We start from the raw sequence: 23,407 nt of genomic DNA on the forward strand, positions 1-23,407 counted from the left end.
AGCTGGCGGTCGACTATTTCGCCGGAAATTGGCTGAGACATGCGTCGGAGGCCTTGTCGTGCTCGGCCAAAAGGTCGGCGTTTCCGGAGTCGACATCACTATCGGATATCTCATCGCGATAATATTGCGTCAGCAGGTCCAGCCCTTCCTGCCTCACGCCTTGTGTCGGCATTTCGCGGGCAAGGCAGCCACAGAGGCCAAGCGCCCGGTCGGGCGTCCCGACCTTGCGGTTGCCCAGGATGAAATCCTGCGTGGGGCAAGCGCTGATGAACTCATTGAATTCGAGTTTCTCTTGCGTCTGGTCGCCATGGTTGAAGTAAGCCGGCTGCCACTGGCTCTTGCCGCCGATGATATCGCAGCCGGTTGCGGTGTCGCTTGCGCTGGTGGCGATGGCCTGCCAGGCCTTCTCCTTGTCGCCCGTCGGATAGTCGAACTTCTCGCCCAGAGAGGCGGCATATTGATCGAGGTCGGCCTGTGCGAAACCGATCGCCTGAAAGCGATTGAACTGGCACTGACATTCGCCGGCGACCCTTTCGGCCTCGCCCTCTTCGGGCTGCTCGTTTGACCTGCTTTTCTGGCAGGCAGCGATGAAGCCGGCACCGTCGAGCGAGGTGGCAGGGAAGGTCGAGACATCAGCATAGCGATCGCCCGTCCAGCCAAACTGCTTCTGGTCGAGCTGCAGGTCGATGAAGCTGTTGCGCTTGAAAGCGCCGAGCCCGACCCTGTCCGGGGGCGTCAGCCTGGCACCCGGAATGTCGCCGAGAACCTCACGATAGCTGTCGCCTTCCAGCACGAACAGGAACAGTCCGCACTTCACCCCGTCGCAGGCGGGATCCGAGACATAGACATAGAGTTCGGAGAACCCGTCGAGATTGAAATCGACCTCATAGGCCCAGAACTTGTCCGCGGGCACCGCAGCACCCGTCTGGCGTTGGAGCAGGGGCCCGGCCAGGGCGCGAGCGATGGCATCGCTGTTTTCCTGCGGGATGTTGTGTTGCTGCGCCCATGCGCTGGTTATGCTGGCGCACACAAATGCGAGGGCGAACGCCATCGCCCGTGTCGAAAACAATTTCATACCGCCACCCCGGCCTCGCGTCAGAACCCGACGGCGAGCCTTTCCAGCCCATGGAAGTGGTAAGTGTCGCGGAAGCGCGGCTCCTCCGCAAGATGGAGGTGCGGCTGCCGTTCGAACAGGGTTTTCAGCGACACCTGCAATTCCAGCCGCGCCAGCGGCGCGCCGATGCAGAAATGGATGCCGGCGCCGAACGACACATTTTTTTGGTCCGCCCGGCCGGGCCGGAAGGCGCCTGGTTCGGCAAAGGCAAGCGGATCATGGTTGGCCATGCCGAGCAGCAGGCCGATCGTCTCGCCCGGTTGTACGACAACCCCTGATGTCACCTCGATCTCCTGATAGGCGTAGCGGGTGAACATATGCAGCGGCGCGTCGAAGCGCAGGCATTCCTCGACCGTCGCCGCAGTCGCCTCCGGCGAGGTGAAGAAGCGGCCGGGGTCGCCGCCTTGCGTCAGCAGGGCACGCACGGCGTTGCCTGTCTGGTGCACCGTCGCTTCGTGCCCGGCATTGAGCAAAAGAATGGCGGACGAGACCAGTTCGTCCTCCGACAATCTCTGGCCATCCTCCTGCGCCGCGATCAGCAGCGACAACAGATCGTCGCCCGGCTTTTTGCGCCGCTCGGCGACATAGCCGCGCAAGAAGTCGGAAAAGTCGCGCGCGGCGCGATTGGCCGTTTCCTCGATCTCGCGCGTGCGGCTGTGCATGTACATGGCCACCATCTGGTGCGACCAGTCGAGCAGTTGCGGCCCCATCTCCACCGGCACGCCAAGCATTTCGGCGATGATGGTGATCGGCAATGGCGAGGCGAAGGCAGGCAGCAGATCGACCTGGTCCGGTTCGAAGCGGTCGATAAGCTCATTGGCGAGCGCTTCGACGCGGGGTCTCAACCGTTCGACCTGCCGCGAGACGAAGGCGCGGTTGACCAGCGTCCGCAGCCTGGTGTGCACGGGTGGTTCCAACTCCAGCATCGAATTGGTCTCGATGCCATCGAAGGCGGCAAGATGCGAGCGATCCATGCCGACGCCGCGTCTGTCGGGAACACCGGTCGGGCTCTGCCGGCCGAAGCGGCGGTCGCGCAACAGCCGGTTGACGTCGTCGAAGCCGCCAAAACACCAGAAGCCGAATTCTTCCCAGAAGAAGGCGTTCGATCGGCCATGCAGGAAGGCGTAGGCGTCGTAAGGGTTCTGGAAAAACGCCGGCTCGTGCGGATCGAGCCGAAGGCGGCGCGCGGCTGGATCAAAGGAGAGATAGGGCGGCATGGATTTGGTCATGCCAGACCATTAGCGCGGCTTGCCAGCCTGGTGCCAGACCGTATGTTGCCCACCCGAAGCCAATGGATTGAGCCAGCCGAACGGGCTGCGGAAAGACGGTGCGATGAATGTGATCGTGGTCGGTGCAGGCATTGCCGGGCTTTCGACGGCATGGTCGCTCGTCAAGGCAGGCCATAGCGTTTCCATCGTCGAACAAGGGCCGATCCCCAATCCGCTCGCCGCCTCGGGCGACCATCACCGCATCATCCGCCGCGCCTACCTGCCCGGGGCAGGCTATGGCAGGTTGATCACTGAGGCCTATGCGGCCTGGGACGAGATGTGGGCCGATCTCGGCGAAAGCCATCTCGATGTCAGGGGCTTCCTCTGCGTTTCGCGCGAGCCGGGCGACAAGGCCGAGCAATACCGCGAACAGGCGAATTTCGCGTTCGAACTGCTTGAACCCGAGGCAGCCGTCGAACGCTGGCCGTTCCTCGAACCGGGTTCGATCCGTTACGCCTATGTCTCGCCCGAAGGCGGCGCGCTGCATTGCCGCAAGATCGCTTCCGGCCTGGCCGAATGGCTGCGGACAAACGGCGCCAACGTCTATGAAAACGCCAGGGTTGTGAAAGTCGACGCCGAGGTCGGCCACATTGTGCTGGCCAGCGGCGAAACCATGCAGGCCGACCGTATCGTCGTCACCGCCGGCGCCTGGGTGCTGAAACTGTTTCCGGAACTCGGCGGCGACTTGAAAACCTTTCGCAACGCGCTCGCCTATGTCGAACCGCCGGCGGACCTCAAGGCGGCATGGGAAGCGGCCCCAATCTTTTTCGATGTCGGTGGCGGCACCAACGGCTACATGATCCCGCTGTCGCGCGGCGCCGGCATGAAATTCGGCTCAGCCCTGCACAAGGTGCCGACCAGCGACGCCGATTGGAACCGCGAGCCGGTACCGGGCGAGGGGGAGGCGATCCGCAACCTGTTTTCGCCGCCGATCGCCCGCATCGGAGAGTACAGGGTGACCGACGTCGTCACTTGCGCTTACACCTTCACGGCGGACGAGAAATTTTTCGCACACGAGAAAGGCAGATGCCTGATCGTCTCCGCCTGCTCCGGCCATGGCTACAAATTCGGCGCGGCCGTCGGTCGGCGTGCTGCAACTGCAGTCGGCGACGGCGATGTTGCCGGTCTCAAGAAATGGCTGCGGGCCGGGTGACCTAATCCTGGCAATGGCGCGCAATATGCACGCGGCGCCAGCTGGTCGAGCCTTCCTGCACCACCACACGGCGCGCCACCCGCTGGTATGACGGCGCAATCTCGGTGACGTGCCGCCGCTCGGGCCGCACCAGCACCTCATGCGCAACGCTCTCATATTCGGCCGGCAGCACGACCCGGCGGGTACGCGCGGGTTCAATCTCCACCGTTTCGGCGACACGTGCATAGCGGGCCTTGCGCCAGACCTTGCACAGCACCCGGCGGCCGTGAATGACGCGCCATTCCCAGGCATAGCCGCCATCGTCGACCTGGACCGTGCGGTAAACGGTGCGGGTTCTGGCCGGCACGACCTCATAGGTGACGCGAGGCGGTGCGATCTGCTCGACGCGCTCGTACGTGCCATAGATCGGCGGGTCATAATCGACCAACTGCCCGCCAGGGCTGACCATGACGTCTTCATAGACCGTGTCATAGAGCGCTGGCCTGTGCACCGGCTCGTAGCACTCGACGGCGCGGCCGCCGGCGACCGCTTCGGACACCATGCCGAGACCGGCAAGGCCGGCAATGGCCAAGGAAGCTGTTTTCCTGATCATGGCACTCCCCCTGTTTGAACGCGAAAACGTGAGGTTCAACGTTGAATTGTAGGGTATGGTTCTCCTGGGGAAAGCGGTTTCACCGCATTTCGTTAAGCGATGCGGTTAAGGAATTGCTACACTCAACGGGGCCAGCCGCGTCCTGGCTTCCCCTTGCGCGGAAACCTTGATTCGACTTAACCAGATGGCTAGGAGAAGGCGGCCTTGCGCTAGGGTGAGCCGGCATCCTATTTACATCCTAACCGTCCAGAACCGATTCTGCCCGATTGCTCATATTCCCGGCGCCGGAATCCCCATCTCCAAAAAGGGATAGTCATGAAGAACCCCGTCGAAACCTACATGAACCTCGTTCCGATGGTGGTCGAGCAGACCAATCGCGGCGAGCGGGCCTACGACATTTTCTCGCGCCTGCTGAAAGAGCGCATCATTTTCATCACCGGCCCGATCGAAGACGGCATGGCGACGCTGGTTTGTGCGCAGCTTTTGTTCCTCGAGGCCGAAAATCCGAAGAAAGAGATCAACCTCTACATCAACTCGCCGGGCGGCGTGGTGACCTCGGGCATGGCGATCTACGACACCATGCAGTTCATCAAGCCGGCGGTGTCGACGCTGTGCATCGGCCAGGCGGCGTCGATGGGTTCGCTGCTTCTGACCGCCGGTCACAAGGACATGCGTTTTGCCACGCCGAACGCCCGCATCATGGTGCACCAGCCTTCCGGCGGCTTCCAGGGGCAGGCTTCCGACATCGAGCGCCACGCCCAGGACATCATCAAGCTGAAGCGCCGCCTCAACGAGGTTTACGTCAAGCACACCGGCAAGAGCTACGAAGAGATCGAAAAGACGCTCGACCGTGACCATTTCATGACCGCCGACGAAGCCAGGGATTTTGGCCTCATCGACAAGGTCATTTCGTCGCGCGAGCCGGTCGAAGGCGCCGCCGCATAAGGCTGCATGGCAGTTGGATGGCGGTATAACGCGCTTTTGCTGGGATTTGCGGCATTTCGGCCACAATTGGCTGTTCCCTCGGCGGATGGGATTGCCTACGTTAATGCTATGTTGATTTTCGACGGCTTAGCTTTGTGCGGGGTTGTCGCGAATCATTGCTACGTTTTCTGATTTGTGTTTCGTACGGATTGCGTTGCGGGAGCCGGGACACTGGCGGCGGCGAATTCCCGCGATAGATAGAATATGCGCCGTTCCGGCCAGACGATCGGCGGGCGGCGATGAAAGGACAGGAAAATGAGCAAGGTCGGCAACAACAGCGGTGATTCCAAGAACACGCTTTATTGCTCGTTTTGCGGCAAAAGCCAGCACGAGGTGCGCAAGCTGATCGCCGGCCCGACGGTGTTCATCTGCGACGAGTGCGTCGAGCTCTGCATGGACATCATCCGCGAGGAAAACAAAACGTCGATGGTGAAGTCGCGCGAGGGCGTGCCGACTCCGCAGGAGATCCTGAAGGTTCTCGACGACTATGTCATCGGCCAGCCCTACGCCAAGCGCGTGCTGTCGGTGGCCGTCCACAACCACTACAAGCGCCTGGCGCATGCCGGCAAGAACAACGACGTCGAACTGGCGAAGTCCAACATCCTGCTGATCGGCCCGACCGGCTGCGGCAAGACGCTTCTTGCCCAGACGCTGGCCCGCATCATCGACGTGCCCTTCACCATGGCCGACGCCACGACCCTGACAGAAGCCGGTTATGTCGGCGAGGATGTCGAAAACATCATCCTGAAGCTGTTGCAGTCGGCCGACTACAATGTCGAGCGCGCCCAGCGCGGCATCGTCTACATCGACGAGATCGACAAGATTTCGCGCAAGTCAGACAATCCCTCGATCACCCGTGACGTGTCGGGCGAGGGCGTGCAGCAGGCGTTGCTGAAGATCATGGAAGGCACGGTTGCCTCCGTGCCGCCGCAGGGCGGCAGGAAGCATCCGCAGCAGGAGTTCCTGCAGGTCGACACCGCCAACATCCTGTTCATCTGCGGCGGCGCCTTCGCCGGATTGGACAAGATCATCTCGGATCGCGGCCGGAAAACCTCGATCGGCTTCGGTGCCATCGTCGCTTCGCCCGAGGATCGCCGCACCGGCGACGTGTTCCGCCTGGTCGAGCCCGAGGATCTCCTGAAATTCGGCCTCATCCCCGAGTTTGTCGGCCGTCTGCCGGTTCTGGCGACGCTGGAAGACCTCGACGAGCCGGCGCTGATCCAGATCCTGACCGAGCCGAAGAACGCGCTGGTCAAGCAGTATCAGCGGCTGTTCGAGATGGAGAGTGTCGACCTGACTTTCCACGAGAATGCGCTGTCGGCGATCGCCAAGCGCGCCATCGAGCGCAAGACCGGCGCCCGTGGCCTGCGCTCGATCATGGAAGCGATCCTGCTCGACACCATGTTCGAACTGCCGGCGCTGGAAGGCGTGCGCGAAGTGGTGATCTCGGAAGAAGTTGTGACCGGCAGCGCCCGGCCGCTCTACATCTATTCCGAGCAGAAGGAAAAGAAGGGCAACGTCAGCGCGTAAGCTGTTTGAGGCCTGAAGCCTTTGATTTTGAACGGCGCCTGCGGGCGCCGTTTGCTTTTGGCGGATTGAAAGGGCTGGCGCCTGCAACGTTGGGTCGCATTTGAATTAGCAAATTTGTGAGATGTTATTCCGACGCCACTAAGCTCTCGGCGGGCAGTGGGGTAGCGGATGGCAATCCTTGACGTTGATTTCCGACCGGTTGCGGACGACGACACCTCGTCTGAAGTCGCGCGGCTAAGGACAGAGGCTGAAGCGCGGGCTGGCTCGCTGGACGATATGGCTTTGCGCGCCGCATCCTACTACGAGCTGTACACCGGCAGCGGCCGCAGCTTCCCCTTTACCATCATCGCCGCCCATGGCGCCTTGTGGGCGCGCTGGTACCTCAAGCTGGCCGATGCCGCGGCGAGGGTGCTTGCGGTGATCGATGTCACCTCGACCCTGCCCCGTGCGGAACGGATCGCCTCCTACGACAGGTTCGTCGACAAGTTTCGCGACATCAACCGCGTGGTGTTCATGGAAACCTGGGTGACGCTGCATTTGCTGCGGCTCGACCCTGACCATCCGCATCTGGCCGATCGCATGCCAAAGCCGCTTAGGTATGCGATAGCCGACGCCCAGAAGCAGGCTCTGGCGGGCCGCGAACCGGACAAGGACGACAAGCGCCGGGTCTACCAGGACTATTTCAGGTGGGAGCAGGTCGTGGTCGTCGGGCCGCTGGTCCAGGCTGCAATCGACGAATTTCATTGGGAATTGGCATGCTGGTTCTGCCGCCGCCCCTGGGTCTGGTTTTCCTATTTCCGCGTCGGCAAGGCGCTGGTGTTCCGGGATTTCACCGATGCCGAGGAGCGCACGGAAAAGGGTTTGGCGGCGTTCGATTGGGCGGCACGCAAGGGCTGGGACAAGATCGAGGCCAACCTGCTCAGCAATCCGCTCTTTCCAAAGCCCCGTGTTTGACCGGCAAATCAGCCCTTCCAGGGCGGATTTTTACCGTGTTGCCGCAACGCTGCCTTGATGTTGCGCCCCTTTGCTGTTGTGGACGAGGCGCGTTGCAGGCAAACGAGCCGCAATACAGAGGAACCGCCGGTGTTAACCCTTGATCTTTGCCCCTTGTGCATCCAACTAACACTGGAAGGCCGTGGTGCCGAATTCTGTGCTGTAAAACTCCCGTCACAAACGGTGGTAGGCGGAACGACCCACGGTCGTTAATATGAGATTCGCGGTTGGCTCAATTAGCGGCCGCGACATGAAAGGTTGGACAATGGCCAAAATATCCAAGGCTCCCAGCGACGGCGTCTTCGCAGTCCTCCCACTGCGCGACATCGTGGTGTTCCCGCACATGATCGTTCCGCTCTTTGTCGGGCGTGAAAAGTCGATCAAGGCGCTGGAAGAGGTTATGGGTCAGGAAAAGCAGATCCTGCTTGCCACCCAGATGAATGCCGCCGATGACGATCCCGAGCCCGATGCGATTTTCGACATCGGCACGCTCGCCAATGTGCTGCAATTGCTGAAGCTGCCCGACGGCACCGTCAAGGTGCTGGTCGAAGGCGCTTCGCGCGCCAAAATTGTCTCGTTCACCGACCGTCCGGACTTCCACGAAGCCCGCGCTGCGGCGCTGGTCGAGCCGGAAGAGGAAGAGGTTGAGGTCGAGGCGCTCGCCCGTTCGGTCGTCACCGACTTCGAGAACTACGTCAAGCTGAACAAGAAGATTTCGCCCGAAGTGGTGGGCGCTGCCAGCCAGATCGACGACTATTCCAAGCTCGCCGATACGGTCGCTTCGCACCTCGCCATCAAGATCCCCGAGAAGCAGGAGATGCTGGCCACGCTTTCCGTCAAGGAGCGGCTGGAAAAGGCGATGGGCTTCATGGAAGCCGAAATCTCCGTCCTGCAGGTGGAGAAGCGCATCCGCTCGCGTGTCAAGCGCCAGATGGAGAAGACGCAGCGCGAATACTACCTCAACGAGCAGATGAAGGCGATCCAGAAGGAGCTCGGCGAAGGCGAGGACGGCCGCGACGAGGCCGCCGAGATCGAGGCGCGCATCAAGAAGACCAAGCTCTCCAAGGAGGCCCGCGAAAAGGCGGAAGCCGAACTGAAGAAGCTGAGGACGATGTCGCCGATGTCGGCTGAATCGACCGTCGTGCGCAACTATCTCGACTGGATCCTGTCGATCCCGTGGGGCAGGAACTCCAAGGTCAAGCAGGACCTGGCGTTTGCGCAGAACGTGCTCGACACCGATCATTTCGGCCTCGACAAGGTCAAGGATCGCATCGTCGAGTATCTCGCCGTGCAAAGCCGCCAAAAGAAGCTGAAGGGGCCGATCCTGTGCCTCGTCGGCCCTCCCGGCGTCGGCAAGACCTCGCTCGGCAAGTCGATCGCCAAGGCGACCGGCCGCGAATTCATCCGCATGGCGCTTGGCGGCGTGCGTGACGAGGCCGAGATCCGTGGTCACCGCCGCACCTATATCGGTTCGATGCCCGGCAAGGTCATCCAGTCGATGAAGAAGGCCAAGAAGTCCAATCCGCTCTTCCTGCTCGACGAGATCGACAAGATGGGCCAGGACTTCCGCGGCGATCCGTCATCGGCCTTGCTCGAGGTGCTCGATCCCGAGCAGAACTCGACGTTCATGGACCATTATCTCGAGGTCGAATACGACCTGTCGAGCGTGATGTTCGTGACGACGGCGAACACGCTGAATATCCCTGCGCCCTTGATGGACCGCATGGAGATCATCCGTATCGCCGGCTACACCGAGGACGAGAAGATCGAGATCGCCAAGCGTCACCTGATGCCTAAGGTGGTTCGCGATCACGCCCTGCAGCCGAAGGAGTTTTCGGTCAGCGAGGACGCGATCCGCGGCATCATCCAGACCTACACCCGTGAAGCGGGCGTCAGAAGCCTGGAGCGCGAGCTGATGAAGCTCGGGCGCAAGGCGGTGACCGAGATCCTGAAGACGAAGAAGAAGACGGTGAGCATCACGGCAGCGAACCTCGCCGACTACCTCGGTGTTCAGCGCTTCCGCTTCGGTCAGGTCGAGGCTGACGATCAGGTCGGTGTCGTCACTGGTCTTGCCTGGACGGAAGTCGGCGGCGAGCTGCTGACGGTCGAAGGCGTCATGATGCCCGGCAAGGGCCGCATGACGGTGACCGGCAATCTGCGCGACGTGATGAAGGAATCGATCTCCGCGGCGGCCTCCTATGTCCGCTCGAGAGCCGTCGATTTCGGCATCGAGCCGCCGCTGTTCGACAAGCGCGACATCCACGTCCACTTGCCGGAGGGCGCCACGCCGAAGGACGGACCGTCCGCAGGCGCCGCCATGGCGACAGCCATTGTGTCGATACTGACGGGTATTCCGGTTCGGGCCGATGTGGCGATGACTGGCGAGATAACGCTTCGCGGCCGCATCTTGCCGATCGGCGGCCTCAAGGAGAAGCTGCTCGCCGCACTGCGCGGCGGCATCAAGAAGGTGCTGATCCCGGAAGACAACGCCAAGGATCTGGCGGAGATTCCGGACAATGTGAAGAACGGCATGGAGATCATTCCGGTCTCACGCGTCGGCGAGGTTCTGAGGCATGCGCTGGTGCGTATGCCGGAGCCGATCGAGTGGGTCGAGCCGGTCAATCCGCCGGCCACGACCGACAGCGCCGACGATGCCGGAAAGTCGCTTGCACATTAGTTTTTGCTAAAGTTGCAGTGCACAAAGAGAGAGCCGGGCCTTGCGCCCGGCTTTTTCATGTGAAAAACCCACCTTTTCCGGGCTTTTTCCAACTTTTTCCGCGCTTTTCGACTTGGTTGCGGGAACGCTTCTTTCTAAAGTCCGTTTCCTGCCGGATGAGTCGAAGAGTTCCGGTTTTTCTCATGGAAGGGAATTTTTATGAACAAGAACGAACTGGTTTCCGCTGTCGCTGAATCCGCGAGCATTTCGAAGGGTGACGCACAGTCGGCGGTCGATGCGGTGTTCTCCGTCATCACTGGCGAACTGAAGAAGGGCGGCGATGTACGGCTCGTCGGCTTCGGAAATTTCACCGTCTCCAAGCGCGCGGCGTCGACTGGCCGCAACCCGCAGACTGGCGCGGAAGTGAAGATTCCGGCGCGTACCGTGCCAAAGTTCTCGGCCGGCAAGGGCCTCAAGGACGCGGTCAACTAAGACCATTTTTTCTTTTCAGAGAATGTTGAAAAGCCGGGCTCGCCCGGCTTTTCTTTTTGACGGCAACGCGACGCGACAGGCCGTCAGCCCGCCGAGGCGAGCCTTCAGCCCACCGGCGCGTCGGCCCTCATCAGACCTTCCTGCTTGAGATCGGCCCAAAGTGCCGCCGGCAGCTTGGCGTCGAGCAGCGCGCGGTTGCTTTCAACCTCGCCCGGACGCTGGCCGCCGGGAATGACCGACACAACGGACGGGTGCAGCAGCGGAAACTGCAGCGCCGCCTCGATCAGCTTGACGCCATGGCGCTTGCAGACGGCTTCGATGCGCCCGACGCGATCCATGATGTCCTGTGGCGCCTCGGAGTAATTGTAGTAGGCGCCTGGCTTCGGCCCGGTCGCCAGTATGCCGGAATTGTAGGGGCCGCCGAGCACGATGCCGATGCCGCGTTTTTCACAGAGCGGGAGGAAGGTGGCAAGCGCCTCCTGTTCCAGCAGCGTGTAGCGACCGGCCAGCAGGAACAGGTCGAAATCGCCGCGCTCGGCCAGTGTCTGGCAGACCTCCCATTCGTTGATGCCGCCGCCGAACGCTTTGATCACGCCCTGGTCGCGCAGCGCCAGCAGGCCGTTATAGCCGGAGGCCATGAACTCCTCGATACGCTGGTCTGACGCTTCCTTGCTGCCATGAGTGAAGATGTCGAGGTCATGGACGAAAAGGATGTCGATGCGGTCGACGCCGAGCCGTTCCAGCGAGGCCTCGAACGAGCGCATGACGCCGTCATAGCTGTAGTCGTAGACCTCGCGGCGCGTCGGCGTGTCGAAGAATTTGCCGATGCCGGTACGCTCCTCCGGCGAGCAGGCGCGCAGCAGGCGGCCGACCTTGCTCGACAGCATATAGTCGTCTCGGCTTTTGCCGCGCAGGAAGGCGTTGAGCCGCGTTTCGGCGAGGCCCAAGCCATAGAGCGGCGCAGTGTCGTAGTAGCGGCAGCCGGTCGCCCAGGCCGCCTCCAGGGTGGCATTTGCATCCTCGTCGGGGACGGCACGGTAGAGGTTGCCGAGCGGCGCGCTGCCGAAGCCAAGTTCGGTGAAGTCGATGCCGCCATTGCCGATGCGGTCGAAATGCCGTGTCTTCATGTCGCTTGAGATGTCCTGGATTGATTTGTCTGACATGACACTATCACGCCGCTGGCACAGCAAAAGCCGCGGCGGCTGTTGGACACGCATTTTCGCGGTGATAGCATAAACAAAAACAAGCCTTTCCACGGAAAAGCGGTACCGGAAATTCTCGGCAACAACCCCTGGCGAAACCCTGATGACGAATGCCGGCCCGGATATGTTCGCGACCGCCCTGCAGGAGCTGGGCGCCGTGCTGGCGGGCGTCGACGAAGCCGGCATCGGCACCGCTTGCCAAACGCTTGCCCGCGCACAAAAGATCGTCGTCTATGGCTGCGGCCGCGAAGCCTTGCAGCTCAAGGGCTTCGCCATGCGGCTCTATCACCTCGGGCTCGAGGTCTCGGTGGTCGGCGACATGAACACGCCGCCTGTTGGCCCCAGCGATGTCTTCCTGGTCAGTTCCGGCCCTGGCGAGACCACGACGGTGCTGACCCTCATGCAGGTCGCCCGTGACGCCGGCGCCACCGTGCTGCTGCTCACCGCCGAGGCTGGGGGCAGTGCGACCGCACTCGCCGACTTCACCTTGCTTATCCCGGCGCAGACCATGGCGCGCGACCAGGGTCCGCAAAAGACATCGCTGCTGCCGATGGGCTCGGTCTTCGAAGGCGCGCTGTTCCTGCTGTTCGAGGTGATGGTGCTGAAGCTCAAGGGGCTGACCGGCCAGTCGTCCGAGGCCATGCGCACCCGCCACACCAACATGGAGTAGGCGCGATGCGCTACGAATTGATGCTGCCGCACCAGATCCGCAAGGCGATTGCCGAGAACTGGCCTGTCGCACTCCCGCTCGGCGTGCTCGAATATCACGGCGAACACATGGCCGTCGGCATGGACACGCTGGCCGTCATCAAGACGCTGGAGCTCTACGAAAGGGAGGCCGACATCGTCATCCTGCCGCCTTTCTATTACGGCGCGGCGAGCTATGCGGCGGCGGTGCCGGAAGGCAGCGGTTCGGTGCAGGTCGGCGGCAATCAGCTGGCGCCATTCGCCGAGGAACTGTTCTACAGCCTGCTGCGCATCGGCTTTCGCAACATCCACGCCATCATCCACCACCAGACCGAGAATTTCGCGGCTGGGATGCCGACCGATCTCGCCTTCAAGACCGCCGGCCGCCAGGCGATCTTCCGCTTCCTGGAGAAGCAGCGCGGCGAGGGCTGGTGGGGCGCAAACGAGATGGCCGATTATTATGCCGGCCATGCGGCGGGCGAAAATTTCTTCAACTGGGTGCAGGTGCACCCGCTGATGTCGGCCGAAATGAACGGCAAATACCCGTTCGATCATGCCGGCATCGGTGAGACCTCGCTGATGCTGGCGCTATGTCCGGAAGCCGTCGACACCAGCCATTTCGCAGACAACACAAGCTGGTACACGGCAAGCGCGCCGGAGGCGTCCGCCGAACTCGGGCAAAAGGGTGTCGCCATGATCCTTGATCACCTGCGCTCCATTTTGAAGCCCTGACCATCTGCCGCTTTTGGCGTCGTTACGGCTTTTTCACCTTCCGCCGCCATCGTCGGCTTGGAGGCATGGAATGGACGATATCAGCAGGGACGGGCGGTTGCGGCACGACATTCCGATGCATGTCGCCAAGCGCCTGTTTTTCGGGCTTGCCGGCCTGTTCTGCATTGTCATGCCGACATGGGAGCTCTATCGCGGCGTCTGGCCGTTGAGCGTCGCCAGCCCGTTCTTTCTGTTCATCATTTTCGGCGCCTATGCCGTCGGCATTCCGTTTGTATATGCGGCCATCTTCAGCCCGGCGGTGCGCTGGATCGTAAGGCGCGGGCGCATCGACATCGTGCTGCGCAACCCGATCTTTCTGCGCAGGCATCATGTGTTGCCAGGGGACATAGCCGATTTCAGCCTGAGGACGATCGAGTGGGACAGTGGAGGCCCAACCTACACGGTCGTCCTGACGACGGTGAAGGGCGAGCGGTTTGAGACACGGGACTTCGGCACCGCCAAGACCGCGGAGATGTTCCGCGACCGGATAAAATCGGTGCTCATGGGGACATAAGCGGCCTTGCCGCGCTTCCCTCTATTGGATCCTACTTCACCGCTCCTGCCGTCATGCCCATGATCAGATAGCGCTCAAGCGCAATCCCGATCACTGCCAGCGGGGCGATTGCGGCGGTGGCCAGCGCTGCCATCGACCACCAGTTGATGCCTTGCGAGCCGGTCTGGCTCGCCACCATCACCGGGATGGTCTTGGCATCGGTCGAGGTCAGAAGGGCTGCGAAAAAATACTCGTTCCAGCACAGCACCATGGCCAGGATGAAGGCGGCGACCATGCCGGGTAGCGCGATCGGCATGACGATGCGGAAAAAGGCGCCCCAGATCGACAGGCCGTCGACAAGGGCTGCCTCCTCGAGCTCGACCGGGATCGAGTTGAACTGGTCGCGCATGATCCAGATGACGATCGGCAGCACCATCAGCGTGTAGAGCAGGATCAGCCCGATCCGGGTGTCGAGCAGGCCGACCTCGCGGTAGAGCACCAGGAAGGGCAGGGCCAGCACCACCGGCGGCAGGATCAGCTGCGACAGGAAGAAGAAGGAGATGTCCTCGTTCTTGAACCAGGCGAAGTGATAGCGATAGCGGGTCAGCCCATAGGCGGCGAGGCTGCCGATGATGATGGCAAGGCTCGATGCGCCGACCGAGGTGATGACCGAATTCATGAAGCGCTTTAGGAACTCGTCGCGCACCGTCGAGGTCCGCAAGATCGAGTCCGGCGACAGGCCGAGCGAGCGCCAACCCTTCCAGTCCGGCTGGAAGTCCACGAAGGGAATGAGGTGCCCCTGGGTTACGTCGACCGCTGTTTTGAATGAGGTTGAGATCGTCCAGTAGATCGGGAACAGGCAAATGAAGGCCCAGAACGCCAGCGCGCCATAGATGAACACGCGATTGGCCAAAAAGCCCACCGGTGAGCGGATTTCGGAAGCGACATAGTCGGTGGTCTGGACGCTCATTATCCCCCGTCAGTTCACGTTGCGCACGAAGCGGTTGGCGAATTTCAGCAGCCAGGTCACAAACACGACGATGATGACGAGATAGGCCATCGCCAGCATGGTGCCGTAGCCGACATTCGATCGGTCGCGATATTCGCGGTAGATGAAGCTCGACACCGAATCCGTGGCGCCGCCGGGGCCGCCGGAAGTGACGGTGATGATGATGTCGGCGAGCTTCAGCTTGAAGATGATGCGCAGGATCACCGCCGTCACCGATACCGGCAGCATCAGCGGGAAGGTGACCTGCCAGAAGGTCTGCCAGGTCGTAGCTCCGTCGACGCGCGCCGCTTCCAGGACATCGCGCGACATCGCCTGCAGGCCGGCAAGCAGCATGATCATCATGAACGGGATGAAGGTCCAGGCGTCGAGCACCATGATCGAGATGCGGGCGGTGATCGGGTCGGAGAAGAAGGCGGGGTTTTCCCAGCCGAGATAGCGCGCCAGCGTCGCGGCCGGCCCGAAGCGGTATTCCATTATCGATTTGCCGACCATCCACGACACCGCGACCGGCGACAGCATCAAGGGCATCAGGAAGACGACGCGGAAGAATTTGCGTGCCCGGATCTGCGCGTTGAGCAGCAGCGCCAGGCCGAAGGCGATAGCATATTCGACCAGCACGGCGAGCACATAGAGCACCATGTTGAACAGCGCGTTGCGGTAGTAGGGGTCGGCCAGCATCTGCCAGAAATTGTCGAGCCCGTTGAATTTCCGGCCGGTGATGGAACTGAGATTCCAGTCGGTCAGCGCGATGTAGAACCCGAACAGCGTTGGAAAGATCACCATGGCGATGGTGAACAACAACGCCGGCAGCAGGAACAGCGCGCGCTGGCCATCTTCGCCGCGCGTCAGCACCTGGCCGGCGCCGAGCGCCACACCCCACAGCACATAGGCGTAGACGATGGGGCGCCAGGTCTCGAAACCGAGCGTAGTGACTTCACTCTTGTAGAGAATCTCCAGCGCGATCACCGCCAGCAGGGCAAGCGTGGCGGCGGCCATCAGGGCAAAACCCGCCCGCTTGCGGCTTGGCGAGATCAGATCGGCTGGACCGGCGTTTGCCGGCCATGCAGTGGTGGTCTGGTCAGCCACGCGTCCCGTCCGTTCAAAACTATGCCTGCGACCGGCCCGAGCCGGTCAGATCCGGCGGCTTGCACCGCCGGACCTGTTATCACGACACGATCAGCCTACACGCCAAGCGAGGCCTTGTAGAGCTTGATCTGGTTCTCGCGGCCGAGTTGATCGGTCAGCTTCTCCCAGGCGGCGGCAATGGCGTCAGCGCCTTCCTGCGCCTTCATCTTGCCGGCAAAGGTGTTGGCCAGAATGTCCTCGGCAGCGGAATAGTACTGGAAGATGCCGGGGATGCGCGGCTCGATCGCCGCGTTCGGATGGTTGTAGCTGTCGGCCTCCGACTTGAGATACGAGGTGATGAACGCCTCGTCGTAGCCGGCCGCCACCCATTCCGGAATGTTGAAATGGCTGTTGCGGTAGGGCTGGAAGCCCGACGGATACGCCGCGCACCACAGCGACAGGTCCTTGCCGCCGAGATGGGCAGCTGCCGACCAGGCCGCCTTTTTCTTCTTTTCGTCGCTGTCGACACGGGCCATGACATAGACGCCCCAGCCGAGATAGGCGCAGTTCGGCGAGAAGTTCGGGCCGCTGGCGAGCGTGTCCCACTTGCCGGTCTTGGAATTGTAGACATCGTCCGAGCCGGGCAGGATCGAGAAGCCGACCGTGTCGCCGATGACCGAGGAATCGTTGGTTTTGGCGTTGGAGCCGATGTCGCCCCACCACGGGATCATCGAGCCGGTGCCGGCGAGGAACTGGCTGAAGCCGGTGGTGTTCGGGTCGGCGTTGATCTGGTCGGCCGGCTCGAAGGGCAGCGCGTCGATCACGTCCTGGATGGCGCGCACCCAGGCCGGATTGTTGATGCGCGGCTTCATCGTGTCGGCGTCGAACAACCAGGCCTTGTCGTCTGGATGCTTGGCATAGGCGGTGGCGCGGCTGCCGAGGAAATAGAAGCCGAAACCGCCCCAGGCCTTGGGGGCGTCGAGATAACCGTAGACGTCCTGGCCGTTGAACTTCTGGCCCTTGAGGAACTTGGTAACGGCCTGCACCTGCTGCCAGGTGGTCGGCACGCCCCACGGCGTTGCATTGCCGGCGGCTTTCCAGGCGTCGGCGAGACCCTTGTCGGAGAAAACATCGGTGCGATAGTTGAAGTTGTGCGCATCGCCGTCGACGGTCACGCGATACTGCTTGCCGTCCCAGGTGCCGACGGGCGGCTTGAGATAGTTGACTAGGTCGTCCATTTCGATTTGCTTCTTGACCCAGTCCGGCATCTCTGAGGCCAGCCCCTTGCCGCAGACGTCGCCTTCGAACGGCGCGCCCATCTCGATGACGTCGAAGTCGACGGTACCGGTGGCGATCGACTGCTGCAGGCGCGCGCCGTAATCGGCCTGTGCCAGATCGATCCAGGTGAACTTGGCCCCGGTATAGTCTTCCCACGCCTTCAAGAAGCCGCGGTACAGCACATTGTGCAGGTTCTGATTGTTCAGACCCATGAAGGTGAGTTCGACACCGGCGAACTCGCCTTGCTTGACACTGGCCTTGGTGGCGCCAAGGCACATCTCGCCGACCTTCTGGAAGTCGGCGTCGGTTGGTTGACCCTTGCCGACGCCAGGGACCTGCAGGATCTGCGCGCGCAGATCGTCGGCGGCGAAAGCTGGACGCGTCAATGCGCCCAGACCCGCGCCAGATGCAGCGGAGAGCGCGGCCATCGAGGCCGCGCCTTTGAGAATGTCACGCCGGGTCGCACCCGCGCGGACGAGTTTTTCGTACAGACCGACTCTCATCTATTCCTCCCAGAACAACAGTCGTGAATTGAAATGCCAATCCTCGGACGCCGAACGTCGGCGGTTCTCCTTTTATCATACGGGGACGTGGGACCCCACCCTGCGTCGCCTGGAGCTCCGATTTTCGGGAAAAAATCCGACTGTCGGATTGGCACTCGCCACTATTCGCGTAATCGATTACCTTGTCAACACGAATGCCTTTTTATCGATAACATACTGACTTGCCCTTGCCGTTGGCAATGGCTAGCTTCACCGCGAGGAAAGGGGGGACGATGGCTCAAGTCGCGATCACCAATGTGGCCAAGGCGTTCGGAACCGTCAAGGTCCTGCATGAGGTCAGCGTCGATATCGCCGACGGCCAGTTCGTGGTGCTGGTCGGCCCGTCGGGCTGCGGCAAGTCCACGCTGCTCAGAATGGTGGCCGGGCTGGAAACCGTCTCCGGCGGCACGATCGCCATCGGCGAGCGCATCGTCAACAATCTGCCGCCGGCTAAGCGGGACATCGCCATGGTGTTCCAGAACTATGCGCTCTATCCGCACAAGACGGTGGAGCAGAACATGGCCTTTGCGCTGAAGCTGCGCGGCACCGACCCGGCCGTGGTCGCCGAGCGGGTCAAGCGCGCCGCCGACATTCTCGACCTCAATCCCTACCTGAAGCGCTATCCGCGCCAGCTCTCCGGCGGCCAGCGCCAGCGCGTCGCCATGGGCCGCGCCATCGTGCGCAACCCGCAAGTGTTCCTGTTCGACGAGCCGCTCTCCAATCTCGATGCGAAGCTCCGCGTACAAATGCGCACCGAGATCAAGGAGCTTCACCAGCGGCTGAAGACCACCACCATCTACGTCACCCACGACCAGATCGAAGCCATGACCATGGCCGACAAGATCGTCGTCATGCGCGATGGCCGCATCGAGCAGGTCGGCGCGCCGTTGGAATTGTTCGACCGGCCGGCCAATCTGTTCGTCGCCGGCTTCATCGGCTCGCCGTCGATGAACCTGCTCAAGGGTGTGGTGAGGAAGGGCGACAAGGTCGAGATAGCCGGCACGTTGTTCCCGATCGCTGCCGGCAGCGCCGCCAAAGAGGGCCAGGCCGTGGTCTACGGCGTGCGGCCCGAGCATCTTGAAATCCACGCCGACGGCGTGCCGGCGAAAATCTCGGTGGTCGAACCGACCGGCTCCGAAACGCTGGTCTTCGTGCGCTTCGGCGACGGCGAGATGGTGGCGCTGTTTCGCGAGCGCCACGACTTCAAGCCCGGCGACACGCTCAATCTCAAGCCGCGCCTCGACCAGGTCCATCTCTTCGACGCCGAGACCGGCAACCGGCTCTGATTTTCCAATCGACTTTGACCAAACCTGTTTGACGAGGACTGCCATGCTCAAAGGGATCAACCCATTGCTGAACGCCGATGTGCTTCAGGCGCTGCGGGCAATGGGGCACGGTGACGACCTGATCATCGCCGACACCAATTTCCCCGCCGATTCGGTGGCACGCCAGACCGTGCTCGGCAGACTGCTGCGCATCGATGCGCCGGCGGCCGATGTGGTCAAGGCGGTGCTGTCGCTCTATCCGCTGGACACGTTCGTCGACGACGCTGCCGCCCGCATGGAGATCGTCGGCAAGCCGGCCGAAATTCCGCCGGTGCAAAAAGAGGTGCAGAAACAGATCGACAAGGCCGAGGGCAAGGCCTGGCCGATGATTTCGGTCGAGCGCTACGCTTTCTACGAACGCGCCAAGAAAGCCTATTGCGTCATCCAGACTGGCGAGCGCCGCTTCTATGGCTGCTTCGCCTTCCGCAAAGGCGTCGTGCCGCCGGATGCGGAGTAACCCATGGCATCCGGCCAATCTGTTGTCACAAAGCCTGTCGTCATATTGGGCGTCTTCGTCGCCGACACCGCCTACCGCGCCGATCGCCAGCCGCGCATGGGTGAGACGATCCTTGGCAATTCCTTCAAGCTGGGGCCGGGCGGCAAGGGCTCGAACCAGGCGGTGGCGGCCGGCAAACTCGGCGCCGACGTCACCTTCCTGACCCGGCTCGGCATCGATGCTTTCGCCGAGATGGCCAAGGCGACCTGGGCAGAGGCGAGCGTGAAATCCGCCGTCATCGACACGCCGCAGAGCTATACGGGCGCCGCCTATATCTTTATCGAGGAGACGACCGGCAACAACGCCATCATCGTCAGTCCCGGTGCGGCCATGCTGATCTCGCCCGCCGACATCGAAGCCAATGCCGGCCTGATTGGCGGGGCCGGCGTCTTCGTCACCCAGCTTGAGCAGCCGATCGACGCGGCGCTGAAGGCGCTCGAGATCGCGCGCGGGGCGGGGGTGACCACCATCCTCAACCCGGGGCCGGCGGCAAAGCTGCCGGACCGCATCTACACGCTTTGCGACTATGTCACCCCCAACGAGACCGAGGCCGAGGAACTGACCGGCATCAAGGTCGCCTCCATCGACGATGCCCGCCGCGCCGCCGACAGCCTGCTCCAAAAGGGCGTCGGCTCGGTCATCATCACGCTTGGCGAAAAGGGCGCGCTGCTGCACACCGCGAACCGTTCCGACCATGTCCCCGTGGTCAGCGCCGGCCCGGTGGTCGAAACCACAGGTGCGGGCGACGCATTCAATGGCGGCCTGGCCGCCGCACTCGCCAAAGGCGTGGAGCCGCTGCAAGCGGTGCGCTTCGCCTGTGCCGTCGCCGGCATTTCGGTGACGCGGCCGGGCACGGCGCCATCCATGCCGACGCTGGAGGAGGTCGAGGCGCTGCTGGCCAAGGGGTGATTGCAGGACAGCGCAAGGAGGTCTTCGATGCTCTGGGTTGCACTGGTCATCGGCGCCTTGCTTGCCGGCAAGTGCCTGTCATTCGTCGCGACGCTTGCCGACACAGCGGCGAAAATGGCCGGCTCCGCGCCCGAGCCCAATTCTTGTCAGGCCGACATGACCCCGGACTGGCTGATGGGTTTGATGGGCATCTGCTTCATCGAACTGGTCGGAGCGGTTTGCGGCATCTGGTATTTTGAGGGATGGATCCCTGGCCTCGTCGCGCTGACTGCTGCGATCGCCCTGCCTGCGATTTTCAACGTGGCGGTGCCACCGCGCCGAGGGTCGATCGTCTACTTAAGGAGCGCGGCATTCACGTTGTTGACCCATCCCAGCCGGGTGGAGATGATGGGCCGGCTGCTTGCCGCTCGACCCGATATTGCGCGATATCTGTGAAAGAATGCCTTGGCATTCAGACTTTCGGCCACTTCAAATCAGCGAACTTATTGAGAAGTGGCGCGAGTGACGGGGCTCGAACCCGTGACCTCCGGCGGCATTTCAATGACGCGGCCGGGCACGGCGCCGTCCATGCCAACGCTGCAGGAGGTCGAGGCGCTGCTGGAGAGGATTTGAGGCCGCAGCGTTCTTGCACGGCCTCACCAGTCCCGATTGTCGTCCAGCCAGTATGCGCCAAGGCAGCCGAGTTGGCGCCGGAGGCCAAGCCGCCGCTCCGCGTCAAACGCCATCTGCGAACGTGTCCAGAGAGCGCTGTTCTCGTTCGAATTGGGCACGATGGTATATCCACTCGCGACCAGTTGCAGCCTCATTTCCTCGAAGTGCCTTTTGAAACCGTTCTCGATCCGGCTTTGCGAGTAGCGTCGCCCATGCAGGCATTCCTGGGCCAGGATGTCGGAATACATCTCGGCGCTGACCGTTCTCAACGCTTCTTCGGAGATCGGTTTGTGGCTGTCCTCGGACCAACATCGCCCTGCCGACGCTACCAGCATCGCGGCCACCATGCCTGCCGACAACCTCTCCACTTTGGTCCTTCCCGACCAGGGTGGCATATTAGCCACAGATAATGTTAATCGGCAATCCGGTCTTGCGCCGCTGGCATAGGTGTCCCGTAATGGGCCGACGGTTTGGCACCGCATTTGCACTGTCAGCAACGCCGGGAGCATCCATCGCTCCAGGCAGCCGGGGGGCGATTGGGGCCCGCGGCTTCTCAAAATGAAGCTGCGGGCTCTTTATCTGCCGATTTGAAAGCAGCCTGAATCGCCGAAACATTGGGTGCTGGGCCATTATGTATTTTCCGCAATTTCTGGTGGGCATGCTCGCAACGTCGTTCGTCGTAGCGATCTGGGCCGACATGGCAACTGGATCCGTCTGGAAGGCGCTCGGCTGGGCTGTTCTTGCGATGGTCATTCTTCAGCTTGGATACGTCGGCCTCGTCGTCCGCCTGATCTACAGGCGGGAATCGGCAGGCATCGAGGGAAATGCTGCGAGCGGGGCTCGAGCCCGCGACCTCCGGCGTGACAGGCCGGCACTCTGAGCTACACCGGTCGCTGCCATTGATCGCTGCAAGGCGATCAATCTGAATTATTGCATTCAAGGAGACATTTTTGACATCGACGTCGACATTTCTCCGGCACCAAGGATCGTGACCCTTGAAGAGAAATGGCGCGAGTGACGGGGCTCGAACCCGCGACCTCCGGCGTGACAGGCCGGCACTCTAACCAACTGAGCTACACCCGCGCATTTGACGAGCACGTGTCAGCCGTGTTCGTCGTTGGGGCGGTGGATAAGGGGTTCGCCACCGGGTGTCAAGCGCAGCTGGGCAGCATAAACGCAAACATGAGAAGGTTTTTTGACAGGCGGCGTTTTGCCCGGGAAAACCGCTATGCGGCTAAGCTCGCCGCTGCTCATTTGGCCTTGCGAAGCCGGTTGCGACCGCTTAAAGGTCCGGCCCGGAGCGGGCGATTAGCTCAGTTGGTAGAGCGCTTCGTTTACACCGAAGATGTCGGCGGTTCGAGCCCGTCATCGCCCACCATTCTCCCGGATGCCAGTCCAGTCGTCGGCTTCAATCGCCTTTCATGTCCGCAAGTCAGCCGCGTATGATCGGTGGCGCGGGCGCGGCCGCAACCAGCCACGCCCGCCTTTCTGCTGCTGACAGACTACTGCTTGACGTAGCAGGCCTTCTTCACGCGGCGGATGGGGTCCTCGCCAAAGCTGTCGAGGTTGCACATAACGCCATTCCTGAAAACGCCTTGGACGTACTGGCCGCGCGCGCCGTAGCGGACCAGTTTGCGGCCACGGAAATCACAGTACTGATTCTCCCTGGCGCAGGGCACCCAGCGGCCACGGCCCTGGCCGTAGTCGTCGTCCCCGTAATTGTCGTCGTCATTGTCGCCATAATCGTCACCGCCGCGCCGCGTCACGATATAGCAAGCCTTGTCGCGGCCGGGCGCGGGATCGCCAAAGACGCGGTTTGAACAGGGCACCGCGCGGCGGTCGAAAAAGCGGGAAGTGGTCTGGCCGCGCGCGCCATAGACCACTTCGGCTGGATAGGGCAGGCGGCAGATGCCACCTTCGTCAGCGCATCGCTGCATCCGCTGAGCCGAGGCTGTGGCCGGGAAAAGAACAGAAGCGGCTGAGGCCAACCCGACCAGGCAAATGAATGTGAACACCATCCGGATCAGGGTGCTGGAGGTTTTTGACACGACTTGTCTCCCTTATTGATTCACGCGCCATCTTACAGCAGCCTAGCCAAATGCAAGATGAACGAAAGCCATTGCCAACAATCGGGATGAGCTGAATTCCTGTTTTCGGGCCAGGGAGCTGCCGCCATCGACCCGGATTTGATAAGGGG

The 23,407-nt window shown here is 62.0% G+C and carries 23 protein-coding genes, 2 tRNA genes and 1 pseudogene; 16 read left to right on the forward strand and 10 right to left on the reverse strand.

Annotation, left to right across the window (positions count from 1 at the left end):
- Positions 1-13: 13 nt before the first annotated feature.
- Complete coding sequence (locus AC1DZ8_RS16070; RefSeq protein WP_477301567.1) at positions 14-1,075, reverse strand: hypothetical protein; 1,062 nt, start codon at positions 1,073-1,075, stop codon at positions 14-16.
- A gap of 20 nt (positions 1,076-1,095) precedes the next feature.
- A complete protein-coding gene (locus AC1DZ8_RS16075) occupies positions 1,096-2,343 on the reverse strand; it encodes a cytochrome P450 (protein ID WP_477301565.1) in 1,248 nt (415 codons plus the stop codon).
- A 103-nt stretch (positions 2,344-2,446) separates the two neighbouring features.
- Here AC1DZ8_RS16075 and AC1DZ8_RS16080 point away from each other — a divergent pair, with 103 nt between their 5' ends.
- Positions 2,447-3,535: an NAD(P)/FAD-dependent oxidoreductase gene (locus tag AC1DZ8_RS16080; protein ID WP_477301563.1), complete on the forward strand. Its 1,089-nt coding sequence runs from the start codon at positions 2,447-2,449 to the stop codon at positions 3,533-3,535.
- A 1-nt stretch (position 3,536) separates the two neighbouring features.
- Here AC1DZ8_RS16080 and AC1DZ8_RS16085 read toward each other — a convergent pair whose 3' ends face one another.
- Positions 3,537-4,127, reverse strand: coding sequence for a hypothetical protein (locus AC1DZ8_RS16085; RefSeq protein ID WP_477301561.1), 591 nt, complete (start codon positions 4,125-4,127; stop codon positions 3,537-3,539).
- A gap of 315 nt (positions 4,128-4,442) precedes the next feature.
- Here AC1DZ8_RS16085 and clpP point away from each other — a divergent pair, with 315 nt between their 5' ends.
- The 5 genes from clpP (at position 4,443) to AC1DZ8_RS16110 (ending at position 10,782) form a co-directional block, all read left to right on the forward strand.
- The gene (gene clpP, locus AC1DZ8_RS16090) at positions 4,443-5,072 is read left to right on the forward strand and encodes an ATP-dependent Clp endopeptidase proteolytic subunit ClpP (protein ID WP_477301559.1); all 630 of its coding nucleotides are present in this window, start codon (positions 4,443-4,445) and stop codon (positions 5,070-5,072) included.
- Positions 5,073-5,366: 294 nt separating this feature from the next.
- Positions 5,367-6,641 carry an ATP-dependent Clp protease ATP-binding subunit ClpX gene (clpX, locus tag AC1DZ8_RS16095; RefSeq protein ID WP_023682305.1) on the forward strand — a complete coding sequence of 425 codons (1,275 nt, stop codon included), beginning with the start codon at positions 5,367-5,369 and terminating at the stop codon, positions 6,639-6,641.
- A gap of 168 nt (positions 6,642-6,809) precedes the next feature.
- Positions 6,810-7,595 carry a hypothetical protein gene (locus tag AC1DZ8_RS16100; RefSeq protein ID WP_477301556.1) on the forward strand — a complete coding sequence of 262 codons (786 nt, stop codon included), beginning with the start codon at positions 6,810-6,812 and terminating at the stop codon, positions 7,593-7,595.
- A gap of 304 nt (positions 7,596-7,899) precedes the next feature.
- Positions 7,900-10,311, forward strand: coding sequence for an endopeptidase La (lon, locus tag AC1DZ8_RS16105; protein ID WP_477301554.1), 2,412 nt, complete (start codon positions 7,900-7,902; stop codon positions 10,309-10,311).
- A gap of 198 nt (positions 10,312-10,509) precedes the next feature.
- A complete protein-coding gene (locus AC1DZ8_RS16110) occupies positions 10,510-10,782 on the forward strand; it encodes an HU family DNA-binding protein (protein WP_112392385.1) in 273 nt (90 codons plus the stop codon).
- Between the two features lie 104 nt (positions 10,783-10,886).
- Here the strand turns inward: AC1DZ8_RS16110 and AC1DZ8_RS16115 are convergent, their stop codons facing one another.
- Positions 10,887-11,909 (reverse strand): aldo/keto reductase, encoded by a 1,023-nt coding sequence (locus tag AC1DZ8_RS16115; protein WP_477301964.1) that lies wholly within the window; start codon positions 11,907-11,909, stop codon positions 10,887-10,889.
- 178 nt (positions 11,910-12,087) lie between these two features.
- Between AC1DZ8_RS16115 and AC1DZ8_RS16120 the strand changes: the two genes are divergently transcribed.
- The 3 genes from AC1DZ8_RS16120 (at position 12,088) to AC1DZ8_RS16130 (ending at position 13,956) form a co-directional block, all read left to right on the forward strand.
- Complete coding sequence (locus AC1DZ8_RS16120; protein ID WP_477301552.1) at positions 12,088-12,654, forward strand: SIS domain-containing protein; 567 nt, start codon at positions 12,088-12,090, stop codon at positions 12,652-12,654.
- A 5-nt stretch (positions 12,655-12,659) separates the two neighbouring features.
- Complete coding sequence (locus tag AC1DZ8_RS16125; RefSeq protein ID WP_477301550.1) at positions 12,660-13,403, forward strand: creatininase family protein; 744 nt, start codon at positions 12,660-12,662, stop codon at positions 13,401-13,403.
- A 70-nt stretch (positions 13,404-13,473) separates the two neighbouring features.
- Positions 13,474-13,956, forward strand: coding sequence for a hypothetical protein (locus AC1DZ8_RS16130; protein ID WP_477301548.1), 483 nt, complete (start codon positions 13,474-13,476; stop codon positions 13,954-13,956).
- 31 nt (positions 13,957-13,987) lie between these two features.
- Here the strand turns inward: AC1DZ8_RS16130 and AC1DZ8_RS16135 are convergent, their stop codons facing one another.
- From AC1DZ8_RS16135 to AC1DZ8_RS16145, 3 genes are all read right to left on the reverse strand, one after another.
- On the reverse strand, positions 13,988-14,905 hold the full coding sequence (locus tag AC1DZ8_RS16135) for a carbohydrate ABC transporter permease (protein WP_477301547.1): 918 nt from the start codon (positions 14,903-14,905) through the stop codon (positions 13,988-13,990).
- Positions 14,906-14,914: 9 nt separating this feature from the next.
- Positions 14,915-16,030, reverse strand: a complete 1,116-nt coding sequence (locus AC1DZ8_RS16140; RefSeq protein ID WP_477301546.1) for a carbohydrate ABC transporter permease — start codon at positions 16,028-16,030, stop codon at positions 14,915-14,917.
- A 95-nt stretch (positions 16,031-16,125) separates the two neighbouring features.
- On the reverse strand, positions 16,126-17,790 hold the full coding sequence (locus AC1DZ8_RS16145; protein WP_477301544.1) for an ABC transporter substrate-binding protein: 1,665 nt from the start codon (positions 17,788-17,790) through the stop codon (positions 16,126-16,128).
- Between the two features lie 272 nt (positions 17,791-18,062).
- Here AC1DZ8_RS16145 and AC1DZ8_RS16150 point away from each other — a divergent pair, with 272 nt between their 5' ends.
- The 5 genes and pseudogenes from AC1DZ8_RS16150 to AC1DZ8_RS16170 all read left to right on the forward strand — a co-directional run.
- Positions 18,063-19,115 (forward strand): ABC transporter ATP-binding protein, encoded by a 1,053-nt coding sequence (locus AC1DZ8_RS16150; protein ID WP_477301542.1) that lies wholly within the window; start codon positions 18,063-18,065, stop codon positions 19,113-19,115.
- A gap of 43 nt (positions 19,116-19,158) precedes the next feature.
- Positions 19,159-19,611, forward strand: coding sequence for an RbsD/FucU family protein (locus tag AC1DZ8_RS16155; protein WP_477301541.1), 453 nt, complete (start codon positions 19,159-19,161; stop codon positions 19,609-19,611).
- Positions 19,612-19,614: 3 nt separating this feature from the next.
- Entirely contained in the window at positions 19,615-20,559 is a 945-nt protein-coding gene (gene rbsK, locus AC1DZ8_RS16160) for a ribokinase (RefSeq protein ID WP_477301539.1), read from the forward strand.
- Between the two features lie 27 nt (positions 20,560-20,586).
- A complete protein-coding gene (locus AC1DZ8_RS16165) occupies positions 20,587-20,994 on the forward strand; it encodes a hypothetical protein (protein WP_477301537.1) in 408 nt (135 codons plus the stop codon).
- Positions 20,995-21,066: 72 nt separating this feature from the next.
- Positions 21,067-21,171, forward strand: a pseudogene (locus AC1DZ8_RS16170) (ribokinase); the annotation flags it as partial.
- Positions 21,172-21,194: 23 nt separating this feature from the next.
- Here AC1DZ8_RS16170 and AC1DZ8_RS16175 read toward each other — a convergent pair.
- Positions 21,195-21,557 carry a hypothetical protein gene (locus AC1DZ8_RS16175; protein WP_477301535.1) on the reverse strand — a complete coding sequence of 121 codons (363 nt, stop codon included), beginning with the start codon at positions 21,555-21,557 and terminating at the stop codon, positions 21,195-21,197.
- Positions 21,558-21,841: 284 nt separating this feature from the next.
- On the opposite strand from AC1DZ8_RS16175, the gene AC1DZ8_RS16180 reads away from it, so the two are divergent.
- Positions 21,842-22,090, forward strand: coding sequence for a hypothetical protein (locus AC1DZ8_RS16180; RefSeq protein ID WP_477301533.1), 249 nt, complete (start codon positions 21,842-21,844; stop codon positions 22,088-22,090).
- 126 nt (positions 22,091-22,216) lie between these two features.
- On the opposite strand, the gene AC1DZ8_RS16185 is transcribed toward AC1DZ8_RS16180, so the two are convergent.
- Positions 22,217-22,293 (reverse strand) — tRNA-Asp (locus AC1DZ8_RS16185).
- Between the two features lie 219 nt (positions 22,294-22,512).
- On the opposite strand from AC1DZ8_RS16185, the gene AC1DZ8_RS16190 reads away from it, so the two are divergent.
- Positions 22,513-22,588 (forward strand) — tRNA-Val (locus AC1DZ8_RS16190).
- 124 nt (positions 22,589-22,712) lie between these two features.
- Here the strand turns inward: AC1DZ8_RS16190 and AC1DZ8_RS16195 are convergent.
- Positions 22,713-23,258 (reverse strand): hypothetical protein, encoded by a 546-nt coding sequence (locus AC1DZ8_RS16195; protein ID WP_477301531.1) that lies wholly within the window; start codon positions 23,256-23,258, stop codon positions 22,713-22,715.
- Between the last annotated feature and the right edge of the window lie 149 nt (positions 23,259-23,407).

It is taken from the genome of Mesorhizobium sp. P2_F7, assembly GCF_056403695.1.